The organism is Dyadobacter sp. HNCC25DJ183, from assembly GCF_056895175.1.
Window position 1 is genome coordinate 448,910 of the sequence record NZ_JBXHAP010000001.1, and the last position, 13,829, is coordinate 462,738.

The window sequence follows — 13,829 nt, forward strand, 5'->3', positions numbered from 1 at the left end:
CAAACTAATTATAACAATTGTTATACTAATTTAAGCATAAATGCCGGTCTGCCAAGCCAAAAGGGCGCTCGTAGTGGTATTTAGTCATTTAGCAGCCAACCTTTTGCACGCGGTTCAACCGTCCACCCCTTTTTCAGGGCTTCGGATAATTCTTTGAAGCATCGTCGAGCACCAGCACCCAGTCTTTCCCATAGCCGGAGTCAGGAGGAGTAAACTTGTTGATGATTTTGCTATCCACCTGCCCGGCATCTTTGATCTTGCCATTCCTGGGATCAAACCAGAATGCATTCAGCTGGTTACCTGTGATCTTCCCGGGATTAACTGAGAAAGGTTTGCCGGTGGCGGTATAAATGAAAAGGTAATCCTTTCCACGCGTCGCCTGAATGCGCTCGTAGGCGGGCAGGTCGCTTTCAACTACAATGGACTGGTCGGGCACGCGATCGGTTATCGGCCGCGATTCGATCAGCTTTCTCACATATTTCATTTCGTTAGCGCCGGGCAGGTCCATTGCCTGCTGCCAGAACACGTGCGGATTGTTGACAGCTTCCCGGTTGGGCGCGTACATCTGCCAAATATCGTGACAGCCGTAAGTGTGCCCGAATGCACCCGCGAACAGATCCAGGTACGCCGATTTACGCACATCGTAAGCGTTGGAAATACCTAATTCCTTTGCATTGAAACAAACGGGATGATCTTCATAGATTGGCTCGCCGTCGATTACCGGCTTGATCAGCTGCCTGTCGTAAGAGCGTTTGATATTGTTGTAAACCTCCGCATCGCGGCAATGCCCTGTTTGGAACATATTGAAGTCGAGCCATTCGTCGTCGTGAAACCATTCACTCGCTCCTTCCCGGTTGGGCTGCGGGTGATAGGTCATCATCACTTTGTCGGCGCCACCGCCACCGGCTGTGATACCCGCCGCCATAGCCCGCCATATTTCGGTATCGCGGGTACCTGCTCTCGGATTTCTGTCGCCGCCGAGTACCCAGATCAGGTTCTTGCGGGTTTTATACCGGTTACCGAGCCATTTTCCATACACTTCTGCATTGGATTCATTGAAAACTTCCGGCCCTTTTCCCCAGGTGGATTTAAATACCTTATCTCCCCAGGTTGGCAGAAATGCAATGTTTATTCCAACTTCTGCGGCTTTGTCAATGATAAAATCCACGTGCTTGAAATAGGCTTCATTGGGCTTTGTGGGATCATTGTTAACTAAAGGCCGCTCGCCGTAAGGGTTAGGAACTTCAAGCCCGTCGAACTCTGCCAATGCAACTGCCTGGATCACCGTAAAACCCTGCGCCGCACGCTTTTTCAGATAATATTCAGCATCCTCCCGGTCGAGGCGGTGAAATAGCTCCCAGGCGGTATCGCCCAGCCAGAAAAATGGTTTGCCCTCTTTCATCAGGTACCTTTTATTGGTACTGACAGTAAAAGCCTGCCCGGAAGCAGTGAAGCAGATGAAAAGAAAGAAAAGGGTCTGGGAAATGCGGGATAGCCTCATTGGTCGGCGGGCAGAGATATAGTTCAACGCTTTTTTGCTTATGTTTAAACAAAATAAAACCCTTAATCCGGTTTGTTAAAATTTTATATATGAAAACTACATTTTTCGCGGTTTTTTCTTTGCTACTCGGCGCATTTCAGCCACTTTCTTCTACGTTAACCAGGAGTTTTGATGAAGAAAAAACGAGTACTGAGACAACCCGCATTTCCATCGCTCCGAAAGCGGCGCCCCGCATTGCTATTGCCGGCCTGGGTATCGAATCCAGCACTTTTTCACCCGCGTTAACAACCGAAGAGGCTTTTCACGCCCGCTATGGCGACCAGGTTTTCGCAGCCTATCCATTTATGTCCCCCGATTCGGGTATCCGCCCGAAAGCAACGTGGCTTCCTGCATTGGTTGGCAAATCGCTACCTGGTGGCGCGGTTACGCGTGAAGCTTATGAGTCTCTTGTAAAACAAACGCTTGAATTATTAAAGAAAAATGCGCCCTACGACGGACTTTTCTTCGATATCCACGGCGCAATGAGTGTGGTAGGCCTGGACGATCCGGAGGGCGATTTCATTGTCCGGATCAGGGAAGTAGTAGGTACCAAAACGCTCATTTCAACTTCAATGGACCTGCACGGCAATGTATCCTGGCGTTTGGCACAAAACACCGACCTGATTACCTGCTACCGGATGGCGCCGCACGAAGATGCCATGCAAACCAAAAAACGCGCAGTTGTGAACCTGCTGGACAGACTCGAAAGCGGCAAGGGAAAACCTGCATACAAGGCGTGGATACCCATTCCTGTTCTGCTGCCAGGCGAGAAAACATCAACCCGCATTGAGCCCGGAAAGCGGATTTATGCAGCAGTTACCCCAGCTTCCATGCAAAAAGGGATTATTGACGCTGCCATGTGGGTAGGTTACGCCTGGGCCGACGAACCCCGCAACCACGCGGTGGTAATGGTGACCGGCGATGACAAAAAGGCTGTAACAAGTACCGCTGAAAAGCTTGCGAAAAGCTTCTGGGATGTGCGGAAAGAATTTGCATTTGTAGCACCGACCGGCACATTGAAAGAAGCACTGGACAAAGCTGTTAACAGCGACAAAACACCTTATTTCATCAGCGATTCGGGCGATAACCCGACTGCGGGCGGCGCGGGGGATGTGACGTGGACTATTACTGAGATTTTGAAAAGACCGGAGTTCCAGAAGGAAAATGGTAAGACGCTTATCTATGCTTCCATTCCGGGCCCTGAGCTGGTCGCGAAGGCAGTGGAAGTTGGGGTGGGTGGCCAAATTGATGCATTGGCCGGTGCGAAAGTAGATTCCCGCTTTGCTCCGCCCGTTCGCTTGAAAGGAACCGTAACTGCTATCGAGCACGGCGACCGGAATGCGGAAACGGAAGTAGTTGTGAAGGTGGGCAGTGTGAGTGTGATCGTGACGAAAAAACGCAAGCCTTACCACAAGGAAGCGGATTTTACGAGACTCGGATTAAACCCGCGCAAGGCGGATGTGGTGGTTGTAAAAATTGGTTACCTCGAACCGGAGCTTTACAACATGCGCGCTGACTGGACGCTGTCACTTACACCGGGTGGCGTGGACCAGAACCTTGAAGGTCTGGAATACAAGCGGGTGAAAAGACCGATATTTCCATTGGATAAGGATATGAAGGAGCCCGACTTGAAAGCCAGGCTCGTTCCTTCCTCAGACAGTAAATAACATTATTGAACCGGAGCATCAGGCGGCGCAATGTGCGCCGGCCTGTCTTCGGTCAATGAGACCACTTCCTTATGCCCGCGGAGCTTGTCGATCACCTGATCCTCGGCCTGGCCCGTAATTACGCCAAACTCGAACAGGTTGGTGATGGTAAGTCCCTCCTCACAAAGTTCGTCCGCAACAGTCTTCAAGCTGCCCCGGTAAGTCTCCGAAATGGTGATTACAATGCTTTTCATACGATCGGATCGACAGGTGCGATAGCTAATCCAACTCCTACATCCACATTAGAGATCGGCAGCCTTTTTGCGAGGTTGCGCAGTTCAGTCATAATCTGGTAAGGAGTCGCGTTTGGTAGTTTTTCCCATAACAAACCAGCCAACCCGGCCACGTGCGGAGTCGCCATGCTTGTTCCTGAAATGGTTCGGTAGCGCATCGGCATGGGCCAGCTGGAATATATCTCCACGCCGGGACCTGCTATATCCACTTCTCCGCCATTAGGGTTGATCTTACGGTTTGAGAAATCTGCGACGTTCAGGCTTGAATCGAGCGCGGCAACCGCCATAATAGACGGACAATCTGCCGGGCTGCCCACTGGACTGAACTGGTTCATTGAGCGGCGGCTCTCATTTCCGGCAGCTGCAATGACCACAGTACCTTTTGAAAGTGCATATTGCGCTGCTCTCTCGTAAGCCACATCATAGCTTTGACCGGGAAATACACGTGAGCCGAGCGACATCGAAATCACATTGCATCCGTTGTCGGCAGCCCAGGTCATCCCGTTCAGGATCCACGCCTGCGCACCGCTTCCTTCATTGCTGAGTACCTTGCCTGCATATATCTCGGCATTTCTTGCCACACCATAACGCATTCCGTTCACATCCACATTGCCGCAGGCACTTCCGATGCAGTGGGTTCCGTGGCCGTGCATATCCTCGCCGGATTCTTCCGGTACAAACGAGTTTACAGTAATGTTCCTTCCGGCAAAATCGGGGTGGCTGGCGTCGAAGCCGGTATCCAGTACAGCGATTTTTACGCCATTTCCGGTATATCCTGAAACCATTGCCTGCGTTACATCTATCCCCCAGGTGGAGGGGACATTCAGCACTGCGGGTATTTCGTCGGGTACATATACCACCTTCTCGGGTGCGATGATGTAGCTGGTTGCAGAAGCTTCCAGTATCCGGATCTGGTCTTCTTCTGCGCCGACGAGCGCAATGCCGAGATCTTCGTAAATCAGCGCGTCGGCCCCTTCGAGGCGGGTTTCGTCAACTGCCGTGCGCACGAACTCTCTTGTGTTGGCAACCGAAAACCCGCATTCAGATTTCAGAAAGCTGGTTGCTCTTGAAGAAGCAGCAACTCCCTCCCTGAAAATCACGAAGTACCTGCCTGTGTAAAGCGGCTTTTCGTCGCGGTTTTTGTCGTAAACCTCCCTGACGAACTTCTCGAAGGCTTCCACCCGCCCGGTGTTGTCGGGCAGGAATGTTTGTTTCCCTAAAACAGGCTTTTTCATTTATTATCTAGTTTGTTGAAGTGTAATGAAGTATTATCTGCTTGATTTCATCGCTTTGACTTTTTTCAGCGAGCTGTCGCTGGCCAGGGCTTCGTACTTAGGGGATTCTCTGCCGTAAATCGCTATTTTCCCTTTGGCATCATTGTGAATGCCCCAACCATATCGCTTGGCAAGTGGCGAGGCGCGCATGCAGGCCTGGCCTTTTGAAAAGAACATCTTTCTTGCACCTTCCAGCTCGGCCTCGGTCAGGTCATTTTTTTCAGCATAAATTCGGAACAGCACATCGTCAGACGTGAATTTGTATGGATTCTGGCTGACGATATCGAATGCAATGTTCGCCACAGTGCGCTTATCTCCCTTTACCGGAGGCACTTCTCCCTCCACAGCCGGACAATCCTCGGCCACTTCGATGAATGTGTTTTCGTAGTTTGTTGTATGTACTTTCATATTGATGATGTGGTTTTATCAAAAATAAAAACGGTGAGTGACAACCCTATGTCAGCAGGCTTCACAACCAAAACATTATTCTTTACGAAAATCGAACACGCCGCCTCCCTGCCGTAACAGCATTTTCTTTTCCGCCGGGATGAATTCCATCGATAATCCGCCAGCTTCGAACTTGAACTTGTCTTTATCTGTCGGTTCGAGCGTGAAAGAAGGCTGCCCGCTGCCCTGCGCCGTGAGTACATTCCCTGAACGGCTTACTGTTATTTTGATCGGGATCTGATTGCTCGCGTAAACGCCCGTATACTTATCGAAATCGGTCGGATCGGGGCTGTATGTTTTGAATTCAGGAATATCAACTGACTTTCCGTACACTGCGCTCAGCATGGCGATTGCCACATTGTTCGGCTGAATAACGGACCCGTTTGTAACATATGAATACGCGATTTTATCATCCGGAAAATAACCTAACAGTGATCGAAAACCGTCAATACCGCCCGTATGCCCTAAACTCTTCTTTTCATAAAATGGGATTTGAAATAATCCCATTCCATATCCGTCGCGCATGGTCCTCATTTTTTCCAGGCTTTCAGGCGTGATCAGCTTACCGCCAAACAATGCTTCCGCGAATTTCGTCAAATCTGTTGGTGTGGAAATCAGCGCGCCTGCTCCCGCCGGAACGGACATATCCGTCTCTGGCTGCTTCACCCATTTGCCCTGGTACTCATAGGAATAACTCTCATTGTCCGGATTGATTTTGCCACCCAAAGCTGTATGGGTAAGTCCGGCGGGTTTGAAGATCTTCTCATTCAGCAATGTGCCGAAAGGTTTTTTATTGACCTTTTCGAGAATGTAGGTGAGCAGCAGATAATTGGAATTGCTGTACGCGGCTTTGGAATCGGGAGTAAAGTCGCTTCCGCCTTTCGTTACAATCTCTACCATCTCGGCTTCGGTTTTCTTTTGCGTGTTCCATTTGAGGTAATCAGCGCCGTCGGTAAAATTGTGGATCCCGCTGCGGTGGCTTAGCAGATGCGCAATGGTAATCTGGGGAGCATTTTTAATGCCGGGGAAATACTTGTCGAGCGTTTCAGTCAGGCTCAGCTTTTTTTCTTCAATGGCCTTGAAAACGAGTACTGACGTGAATGTTTTGGAGATGGAACCAATGCGGTACCGCGTATTTTGATCGGGTTTTTTCTTCGTTTCCACATCAGCGAAGCCTAATGTGCGGCTGTATACCACATTTCCATTCTGAGAAATTGCAACGCTTCCCATGAACTTGTCGTTTTTTTCAAGCGCATCGAAATAGGCGTCCAGCTTTGTTTTGTCAATCTGCTGCGCAAATGCGGGTATCGACGCGAGGAAAAGGAATGCAATGTAAAATGCCTTACGGATCATGTAGAAGTGGTTTTTGTTGTTTACTGAATATACTTTAAAATCGGGAAAGCGAAAAACGAGTTACAAAGCAGCTGTCGCGACAAGCTCAGCGATGATAGCACGTACCTATCTGGCCGTGCGTTGCCAGGATCATTGAGGTGTTAAATGCTTTTACCACTAATAATAGGCAAAGCGATCCAACGATCAAAAAGAAGCTTCAAGGATAATTCTTTTGAATGGATAAAAAACGGGTTGCTTGGGAAATGCGGCATTCAGCCTGTTCTTGTATTCTGCAATGAACTGCTCGCGCGTTTCTCCTTCCAGCCTTTCGAGATACGGGATTATTGCAGTGCCGGAAACAAACTCGAACAATGCATTCGCATCCTGCAAAACCATCGGATAGATCTTCTCAAAAACGGTCATTTGCCGACTTCTGTTTTCAAAGAGAATCTGCGCATAGTCCTCAATATCAAGCACGGGAGATTGCCTTACCCAGCCCTGCAATGCACTACTGAAAGGTTCTTCTACGGCAAGCTCGTTGAGTATTCTGTTGGAAATGTTGTGATTTTGCGCGGGCAGCTGGATTAGCAATTGTCCGTTCTGCCTGATCCTGGCGATCATGTCGGCGAGGAGTTGAGCGTGATTGTCAACCCACTGTATCGCAGCATTAGAGAAAATGATGTCCCACGTTTGGCCAATCTGCAATTGCTCTTCAATGGAGCGACGTTCAAAACTCAGTTTGGGCCGGCGGAATGCGTCGGACATATTCAGCATTTCCGGGGAGGAATCAATGCCGAAGACATTTGAATTGGGAAGTTTGTCGGCGAGCTTACGTGTAAGCTCGCCGGTGCCGCAACCCATATCTATTGCATGCAGGCCCGGTTTGACCCTCACCAGCTCCAACAAATCGTAAAAAGGGGCAAAACGCTCTGATTTAAATTTGTTGTAGGTGTCGGGATTCCAGGCCATGATGTTTGAAATTATTGTCTGCTCTGCTTCTTCTTCTTTTCGTGGTCAACAATTGCGCCGGTACCCAGACCAACACCTGCACCTATCAAGCTGCCCACCAGGGCGCCTTCCGCGCGGTTTTTGTTGATGATCGCGCCGGTCACTGCGCCGGTACCCGCTCCTACCACTGCACCTTTGGCCTTGTGGTTCCATCTGGATTTTTTCTGAGCGACAGGTTGGGGTGCCTGATTAGAAGTCGCAACCATTTGCTGCTCTTCTTTTACCTGTTCTTCCTGGCGTGTCTGTTCTTCTTTTTGCTGCGCCATAACGTTGTTCATAGAGTCGATGATCGCCTGCTTTTCCATTGCAGTTTTCATTGAGTCAATGGTCCTTTGCTGGGCTTTCAGCGCCACTTCCTGCTGCTTAGCACTATTGTTACATGCAGACAAAACGGAGGCTGCGAGTAACACTGAAACTAACGATTTCATGTTTTTATTGGATGGTTCTACGGGTATATTGATCTAAAATCATGCCACCGTTAGATGCCCACGGTTTCCAGGGAATCTGGCCCGTGAACCAGCTCTTAAATGGCGAATATCTCTACAAATGCAGCAGCCAGGTCGTGAATTGTGCCTTTGAGGGCAGGTAAGAGGCCCATTTCTTATACCCGCGTTATGTTAAGGAAAAAATGAGCCGGCCAGAGGAAGTGAGATGATCAGTAAATGAAGATGATTGTTATCTTTAAAGTACCAAGCGCACCCAGCAACATCCATTCTTTTGAAATCCGATCACCTAACCATTTCTGTTTATGAAAAGGTTTGCGCATATTTTATTACTGGGGCTGATTATTTCCTGCAAAAAAGAGAAAGCTGACCCTGAAATCCCGGCAGGGGCTTTGTCTGAAATCATTCAGAACGGGAAGGTACAGACCCGCTTCGAATATGGTGACGGCAGGGTTACCCGCATCCTTGTTTACAGTTCCTGCGATACTCCTTATGAAACCAGCGAGTTTAGTTATTCCCGCGACCGGATCACGTCTATTCGTAAAGGCAGCCGCGGGATGTACTCTTCGTGGAACGGCGCGCTGTGCGACCCCAATGGGAAGTTTGACTACCAGGACTACACAGTCGAGTATAACGCCGAGGGACGCCGAAGCAAAGTGGTTGGTAAAAACCTGACCGCAGATATCGAATATACCGGCCGGAATGCGCGTGTGAGTGTGCTGTACCATGCCGAAAACACAAGGCGGCTAGATCTTTTCAAATTTGATGATCATGGAAATGTAATCGAGCGACAAAATGGTGCGCCGAACAGTGTCGGACCTTCGAGGTACGAATATGACAATCATCCGAACCCGTTTGCCGGATTGAACACGAATGTTTGGCCTGATCCTTTCACCTCTCCAAACAATGTAATCCGCGCATTTGACTACAACGGCGACCTGCAATGGGAGCGCAAGTTTACCTACGATGCCGCCGGCCGGCCCCTGACCTGCGATGAAGGCAACGGGGTACGAATGGAATTTCATTATCGCTGATCCGACGCACTGAATGCAGTTTCGTTGTAAGTTTGCAGCTCCTCTACAAGCTTGGTGATGAAAAATACTGTTTACCTGATCATTCTATTTGCGCTCATCTTTTGCGCATTTCAAACTGCAAATGCGGAGGAAAGCTGGAAGTTTGTAACTGAAAAAGAGGGGATCAAAGTGTATGCGAGAGAGGTACCCGGCTCCCGGATCAAGGCGTTGCAGGTACAATGCAAAGTGAATGCGCCTACCGCGGAGATTGTGGCGTTGCTGATGGATGTGGATGCGGCAACCGACTGGGTATCCCATACAAAATCATGTAAGCTGGTGCGCCGGGTATCTGCATTTGAACTTTACTACTACTCCGAAATAAGTCTGCCGTGGCCACTCGAAAACCGCGATTTCGTTGCAAGGATCTCGGTCTCGCAAAATCCGGCAACAGGTATAGTTACTGTGGATGCGCCTGCGGTCGGCGGAATGGTGCCCGTAAAAAAGGGAGTTGTGCGAATTTCCAAATCGACCGGAGTTTGGCATTTAACTCCTTTGAATGCGAAGCAAACGCAGGTTCAATACACATTGCAGCTGGATCCCGGCGGCGCAATCCCTGCCTGGCTGGTTAACTCACTCTCGTCGCAAGGCCCGATCGACAGTTTTATGAATATGAAAAAGCGGCTTGCCAGGGCCGCCTCCTCAGGTAACTAGCAGCACGAATCAGTTATTCGCCTGCATTCCCAAATTCCACTTCACCATCGGCCTCGTAAGTAGTCAGGATAACGCCTTTGGTTGAAACGGCATGCCTGGTCAGTTTGAAATTGCCCGGAACAGCTCCGTCGCGAAAAAGCTTTTTGCCTTTTCCTAAAATGATCGGATGGATAAAGATGTTCATCTGGTCGATAAGACCTTGCTCCATCAACGAATGGATGAAATCAGCGCTGCCCCACATTTGCAGATCGGGACCATCGCTGGCTTTTAGTGCTTTAACCTGCTCAACTGCGTCGCCATTGAGGAATACTGTACCCTTCCAACTCCCCTCCTGCCGGGTGCGGCTGGCTACGTACTTCTTTACCTGAGTGAATTTCTCGGCAATCGGACCCGTTTGCGCCGGCCAGTATGGTTCCCATATCTCGTAAGTAACACGCCCGAGCAGCAGGTCATAAGGCTGCATCATAATCTCCATCAGGATTTCATCCGAAATGTCGTCTGACTTTTTAGCTACCCATCCTCCCAGCTCGAAACTGCCCGTAGTATCCTCCCCAGGGCCGCCCGGTCCCTGGATCACGCCGTCGAGGGTCAAAAATTCATTGATGATGATCTTTCTCATGTTGTCTGGCTGTTTAAAGTTTCTTCAAACCTGATGATGCAAAGCTACATGCACTTTCACAAAGAGCCGGGCGGGGAAAACGACATCTATAAGGGTGGATTGCGACAAACATCGGAAAAGCAATGCTCATTTACGATAACCTTCCACTTCACGGAGCAACTTCACCGATTTCAGCACGGGATCCCATTCTCTTCCATTGAAGATCAGCCTGAACCATTTATTGTCCTTGTTTTCGTATTTGATATTAAAAAACAGCCAGATTGCAACAACTGTAAATATCAATGTGACTGCCAGATTCAGGCCTTCCGATCCTCTTCATCCCGGCAGTACGCATTCGCTACTTTGTAAATGATGCCTTTGTTGGCCTCAATCACATTGAGAAAATTGGTTGCGTCGCGCGGAAGATGCATGGTTGCTTGCGTTTGTTATGGTTTAAAGTCAGATTAAGAGACTGTTTACCAATTATTCGCGGTGGTGGCGTGAATGTCACGGGATTAAAGGAAATTTATATTTTTGAACTCATTTCTAAATTCCACTAAAATGCGAATCGATACCACATACTACGAAAGATGCATTGAAACACTTGAAAAGGCATACTCTCTGCTTTTAAAAGCTGATCCAGACGAGATTGACTACGACATGTACCGATCGGCCAGTGTAAAGGAATTTGAGATTATTCTTGAACAGAGCGGAAAGCTTCTTAAAAAGGCTCTGAAACCATATTTTCACTCAACAAAGGCAGCTGATCAGCTTTATTTTAAAGACATTTTCCGAAACGCGGTACTACGTAGTTTGATCGATGCCGAAACATGTGAACGCTGGCTTAAATACCGTGATAACAGAAACAACACCGCACATGATTACGGAGTCAATTTTGCGGAGGAAACTTTACGCATTCTGCCCGAGTTTATCAAAGATGCGAATCATTTAGCAAGTGTAATACGAGAAAGTAAGGGAGAATAACGATGATAATCCGACAAAAAGATCTTGAAGCGCTGCGGCAAATCTTTGCTTCCATGGACACTCCTCTGGACGTTTGGGCGTACGGAAGTCGCGTAAACGGGACCGCACACGAGGGGAGCGACCTTGACCTGGTTGTCCGTTGCGAAAATTTGACAAGATTAGATCCTGATGTTTTCTTCGATCTTAAAGATAAAATTCGTGAGAGCAACATTCCTATCCTGGTAGAGGTTTTGGATTGGGCCAGGATACCTGCCAGTTTTCAGCGTAACATCGAAGAGAAATATGAGGTAGTTTATGAAGGTAAACCTGTAGTATCAAACCTCAACTCCATTTGAATATTAGCCCGCTCGTACGGCGTTGGCCTCCCTGTTACTTTCTTAAACCCAAGTTTGTGATACAAACTGATTGCAGGTTTCAAAATCGTATTGCTTTCCAGGTATAACGCATTTGCGCCCAAAGATTTGGCCTTTTCAATCGCTGCATTTCCGAGCTTCCAGCCAATGTTCAATCCCTGTGCTTTTGGAGATACGGCCATTTTTGCCAGCTCAAAATCATAATCCGGATCATCCATTTTAATCAATGCGCACACGCCGACGGGCTCGCCTTTGTATAAGGCAACCAGAATGGAGCCGCCACGATCTAGAATATACGTTTGCGGATGGTCGAGTGATCTGTAATCCGCCTCTTCCATTTTGAAGTAGGCTGAAATCCATTCCACATTTAAATCACGGAAAGCAGATTGATATTTCGGTTCATAGGGAACAATCTCGACAGCGCTGCTTTCACGCAGTTTACGCTGTTCGCGTACGCGCTGGAAAAGCGACTTCTGTTCCAGCAAAAACTCCCATTCCTCTATTGCCTTCCAAAGATCATGGTTCGCTTGCGCAGAGAGCTCCTCCACAGCATTGTTCACGTCTTCATATTGATACTGAATCTTCTCAATAATCTCCCTCCCCATCGCGGAAAGCTGCACCACATTACGCCGACCATCTGCCGCATCTTTCTTCTCGATCACCAAACCCTTTGTCGCCATTTCCCGCACAATCTTGCTTACCGAAGGCTGCGAGTGTCCGATCTCCGCCGCGATGTCCGTAATCGTCACATCATCCCGCTCCGACAATACGTAGAAGACTGGAAACCATTTGGGCTGCATATCGATATGATAGAGGTTATAAATGGAAGACGCATCGTCCGTAAACTTAGCGGTCAACATTCTCAGTCGGCTACCCAGCGCCATTTTACCCGTTCTTTTAAATATATTCATACTGATAATAACTAATTACATAACTGATTATGCAAATGTAAAAGTTTGATGGATTTTTGTAACATATACTTAACCTTTTTTTTACAATTCGTACAAATGCCGCAGAAAAGCCGCAATCAAATCGTATCTTCTAACCTTACATTTGATGCAAACAACTTTACAGATGAGCACATTAACAATCGCCGATCAGATCAGGACTTTGCGTAAGAACAGAGGTCTTTCACAGGAAATGCTTGCTGAAAATGCCGGCATTAACCTGCGCACTTTGCAGCGCATTGAAACAGGAAATGTTGAACCCCGCGGCGAAACGTTGCGTATGCTGGCACAGGCGTTGAATGTTACAATGGAAGAGCTGATACCAGTTCAAGTCTCAGCTACCGTGCAAATTGAAGAAGATCCGGGATTTTTGAAATTGATGAACCTGTCCGCCCTGACATTGTGGTTTATCCCTTTCGGAAATATCTTCATTCCGCTTGGACTCTGGATTTACAAGAAAAACAAAGTACATGGTGCAAATGAGTTGGGCAAGCGCATTCTCAATTTTCAAATTACGTGGACAGTATTCACCTACGGTTTGGCATACCTGATCATTTTCCCAACATTCTATGAGGAGTTCTACATTGATCCATTTATAATGCTCGCAATAATGCTGGCGCTATTCCTCGGCAACACGATTTTTATAATCGTTACACACAGCAAAATTGTGAGAGGCGATGAGAATGTATATCCATTTAGCCTGAAACTAATCAGCTAAAAAAGAAGTGATACAGGTACGAGAAACCTGCATCACTTCTGGCTTATTCGAACTTCGATTTAAAGCTTAATAAAAGAACTGCTCGGAAATGATTTTCCCATTCTGCACTTCATACATCATGATCTGGTTCATCTGAATCCGGCCAAAATCTTTTAAAGTAATATCCGTCTCCCGCGCCACAGCGAAGTGATTGCCTGTGACAATTGGTGCCGAAGTATAAGCCCGATGCCCAGCAGTGATCTTGCTAATAAACTCCTCCCCCTTCCTGCGCACATTTGCGAATCCTTCGGCATAACCCAGATAAGGCGAATGCGGCGGATCAATGCTCTTCACATTGTCTGCAAAAAACTCATCCTGGATTTGAAACCATTTTTCTTCCTGCGCAAGCTCGTGATAGCGGGCGGCGACTTCCTGTGTTGTCATTGTTTGATGTATTTAAACTTATTTAAAGGAAAATTGGCACAATCTATACTACATTAAAAAATGTGAGATCCTTCTATTTTGAAGTATCTTGAACCTAAC

Annotated in this window: 17 protein-coding genes; 6 read left to right on the plus strand and 11 right to left on the minus strand. The window is 47.9% G+C overall.

Annotation, left to right across the window (positions count from 1 at the left end; all coding sequences use genetic code 11):
* Positions 1–133: 133 nt before the first annotated feature.
* A complete protein-coding gene (locus AC1XTG_RS01830; protein WP_484840781.1) occupies positions 134–1,501 on the minus strand; it encodes a glycoside hydrolase family 140 protein in 1,368 nt (455 codons plus the stop codon).
* An 89-nt stretch (positions 1,502–1,590) separates the two neighbouring features.
* On the opposite strand from AC1XTG_RS01830, the gene AC1XTG_RS01835 reads away from it, so the two are divergent.
* On the plus strand, positions 1,591–3,207 hold the full coding sequence (locus AC1XTG_RS01835) for a M81 family metallopeptidase (protein ID WP_484840782.1): 1,617 nt from the start codon (positions 1,591–1,593) through the stop codon (positions 3,205–3,207).
* A gap of 2 nt (positions 3,208–3,209) precedes the next feature.
* Here AC1XTG_RS01835 and AC1XTG_RS01840 read toward each other — a convergent pair whose 3' ends face one another.
* The 6 genes from AC1XTG_RS01840 to AC1XTG_RS01865 all read right to left on the minus strand — a co-directional run bounded on the left by AC1XTG_RS01840 (position 3,210) and on the right by AC1XTG_RS01865 (position 7,968).
* The gene (locus AC1XTG_RS01840; protein ID WP_056287578.1) at positions 3,210–3,440 is read right to left on the minus strand and encodes a hypothetical protein; all 231 of its coding nucleotides are present in this window, start codon (positions 3,438–3,440) and stop codon (positions 3,210–3,212) included.
* The gene (locus tag AC1XTG_RS01845; RefSeq protein ID WP_484840783.1) at positions 3,437–4,714 is read right to left on the minus strand and encodes a S8 family peptidase; all 1,278 of its coding nucleotides are present in this window, start codon (positions 4,712–4,714) and stop codon (positions 3,437–3,439) included. Before AC1XTG_RS01845 ends, AC1XTG_RS01840 begins: the two co-directional genes overlap by 4 nt.
* 33 nt (positions 4,715–4,747) lie before the next feature.
* Positions 4,748–5,161: a DUF6157 family protein gene (locus AC1XTG_RS01850; protein ID WP_056287573.1), complete on the minus strand. Its 414-nt coding sequence runs from the start codon at positions 5,159–5,161 to the stop codon at positions 4,748–4,750.
* Between the two features lie 75 nt (positions 5,162–5,236).
* Positions 5,237–6,553, minus strand: a complete 1,317-nt coding sequence (locus AC1XTG_RS01855; RefSeq protein ID WP_056287571.1) for a serine hydrolase domain-containing protein — start codon at positions 6,551–6,553, stop codon at positions 5,237–5,239.
* 183 nt (positions 6,554–6,736) lie between these two features.
* On the minus strand, positions 6,737–7,501 hold the full coding sequence (locus AC1XTG_RS01860; RefSeq protein ID WP_484840784.1) for a methyltransferase domain-containing protein: 765 nt from the start codon (positions 7,499–7,501) through the stop codon (positions 6,737–6,739).
* An 11-nt stretch (positions 7,502–7,512) separates the two neighbouring features.
* A complete protein-coding gene (locus AC1XTG_RS01865) occupies positions 7,513–7,968 on the minus strand; it encodes a glycine zipper family protein (protein ID WP_484840785.1) in 456 nt (151 codons plus the stop codon).
* Positions 7,969–8,288: 320 nt separating this feature from the next.
* Here AC1XTG_RS01865 and AC1XTG_RS01870 point away from each other — a divergent pair, with 320 nt between their 5' ends.
* Positions 8,289–9,017 carry a hypothetical protein gene (locus tag AC1XTG_RS01870; RefSeq protein ID WP_484840786.1) on the plus strand — a complete coding sequence of 243 codons (729 nt, stop codon included), beginning with the start codon at positions 8,289–8,291 and terminating at the stop codon, positions 9,015–9,017.
* Positions 9,018–9,074: 57 nt separating this feature from the next.
* Positions 9,075–9,707, plus strand: a complete 633-nt coding sequence (locus AC1XTG_RS01875) for an START domain-containing protein (RefSeq protein WP_484840787.1) — start codon at positions 9,075–9,077, stop codon at positions 9,705–9,707.
* A 13-nt stretch (positions 9,708–9,720) separates the two neighbouring features.
* Here the strand turns inward: AC1XTG_RS01875 and AC1XTG_RS01880 are convergent, their stop codons facing one another.
* Entirely contained in the window at positions 9,721–10,326 is a 606-nt protein-coding gene (locus AC1XTG_RS01880) for a dihydrofolate reductase family protein (protein ID WP_484840788.1), read from the minus strand.
* 126 nt (positions 10,327–10,452) lie between these two features.
* Positions 10,453–10,608, minus strand: coding sequence for a hypothetical protein (locus tag AC1XTG_RS01885; protein ID WP_157474823.1), 156 nt, complete (start codon positions 10,606–10,608; stop codon positions 10,453–10,455).
* Positions 10,609–10,866: 258 nt separating this feature from the next.
* Here AC1XTG_RS01885 and AC1XTG_RS01890 point away from each other — a divergent pair, with 258 nt between their 5' ends.
* Both AC1XTG_RS01890 and AC1XTG_RS01895 read left to right on the plus strand, forming a co-directional pair.
* Complete coding sequence (locus AC1XTG_RS01890; RefSeq protein WP_056287558.1) at positions 10,867–11,289, plus strand: nucleotidyltransferase substrate binding protein; 423 nt, start codon at positions 10,867–10,869, stop codon at positions 11,287–11,289.
* A gap of 2 nt (positions 11,290–11,291) precedes the next feature.
* On the plus strand, positions 11,292–11,624 hold the full coding sequence (locus AC1XTG_RS01895) for a nucleotidyltransferase family protein (RefSeq protein WP_082489276.1): 333 nt from the start codon (positions 11,292–11,294) through the stop codon (positions 11,622–11,624).
* On the opposite strand, the gene AC1XTG_RS01900 is transcribed toward AC1XTG_RS01895, so the two are convergent.
* A complete protein-coding gene (locus tag AC1XTG_RS01900; protein ID WP_056287556.1) occupies positions 11,582–12,553 on the minus strand; it encodes a bifunctional helix-turn-helix transcriptional regulator/GNAT family N-acetyltransferase in 972 nt (323 codons plus the stop codon). The genes AC1XTG_RS01895 and AC1XTG_RS01900 overlap by 43 nt on opposite strands.
* Before the next feature lie 163 nt (positions 12,554–12,716).
* Here AC1XTG_RS01900 and AC1XTG_RS01905 point away from each other — a divergent pair, with 163 nt between their 5' ends.
* Positions 12,717–13,307, plus strand: coding sequence for a helix-turn-helix domain-containing protein (locus AC1XTG_RS01905; protein WP_056287554.1), 591 nt, complete (start codon positions 12,717–12,719; stop codon positions 13,305–13,307).
* A 66-nt stretch (positions 13,308–13,373) separates the two neighbouring features.
* Here the strand turns inward: AC1XTG_RS01905 and AC1XTG_RS01910 are convergent, their stop codons facing one another.
* Positions 13,374–13,730: a SnoaL-like domain-containing protein gene (locus AC1XTG_RS01910; RefSeq protein ID WP_056287552.1), complete on the minus strand. Its 357-nt coding sequence runs from the start codon at positions 13,728–13,730 to the stop codon at positions 13,374–13,376.
* Positions 13,731–13,829: the final 99 nt, after the last annotated feature.

Coding starts and splice junctions, on each gene's coding strand:
- AC1XTG_RS01830 (WP_484840781.1), bottom strand. CDS start 1,501: ATGAGGCTATCCCGCATTTCCCAGACCCTTTTCTTTCTTTTCATCTGC.
- AC1XTG_RS01835 (WP_484840782.1), top strand. CDS start 1,591: ATGAAAACTACATTTTTCGCGGTTTTTTCTTTGCTACTCGGCGCATTT.
- AC1XTG_RS01840 (WP_056287578.1), bottom strand. CDS start 3,440: ATGAAAAGCATTGTAATCACCATTTCGGAGACTTACCGGGGCAGCTTG.
- AC1XTG_RS01845 (WP_484840783.1), bottom strand. CDS start 4,714: ATGAAAAAGCCTGTTTTAGGGAAACAAACATTCCTGCCCGACAACACC.
- AC1XTG_RS01850 (WP_056287573.1), bottom strand. CDS start 5,161: ATGAAAGTACATACAACAAACTACGAAAACACATTCATCGAAGTGGCC.
- AC1XTG_RS01855 (WP_056287571.1), bottom strand. CDS start 6,553: ATGATCCGTAAGGCATTTTACATTGCATTCCTTTTCCTCGCGTCGATA.
- AC1XTG_RS01860 (WP_484840784.1), bottom strand. CDS start 7,501: ATGGCCTGGAATCCCGACACCTACAACAAATTTAAATCAGAGCGTTTT.
- AC1XTG_RS01865 (WP_484840785.1), bottom strand. CDS start 7,968: ATGAAATCGTTAGTTTCAGTGTTACTCGCAGCCTCCGTTTTGTCTGCA.
- AC1XTG_RS01870 (WP_484840786.1), top strand. CDS start 8,289: ATGAAAAGGTTTGCGCATATTTTATTACTGGGGCTGATTATTTCCTGC.
- AC1XTG_RS01875 (WP_484840787.1), top strand. CDS start 9,075: ATGAAAAATACTGTTTACCTGATCATTCTATTTGCGCTCATCTTTTGC.
- AC1XTG_RS01880 (WP_484840788.1), bottom strand. CDS start 10,326: ATGAGAAAGATCATCATCAATGAATTTTTGACCCTCGACGGCGTGATC.
- AC1XTG_RS01890 (WP_056287558.1), top strand. CDS start 10,867: ATGCGAATCGATACCACATACTACGAAAGATGCATTGAAACACTTGAA.
- AC1XTG_RS01895 (WP_082489276.1), top strand. CDS start 11,292: ATGATAATCCGACAAAAAGATCTTGAAGCGCTGCGGCAAATCTTTGCT.
- AC1XTG_RS01900 (WP_056287556.1), bottom strand. CDS start 12,553: ATGAATATATTTAAAAGAACGGGTAAAATGGCGCTGGGTAGCCGACTG.
- AC1XTG_RS01905 (WP_056287554.1), top strand. CDS start 12,717: ATGAGCACATTAACAATCGCCGATCAGATCAGGACTTTGCGTAAGAAC.
- AC1XTG_RS01910 (WP_056287552.1), bottom strand. CDS start 13,730: ATGACAACACAGGAAGTCGCCGCCCGCTATCACGAGCTTGCGCAGGAA.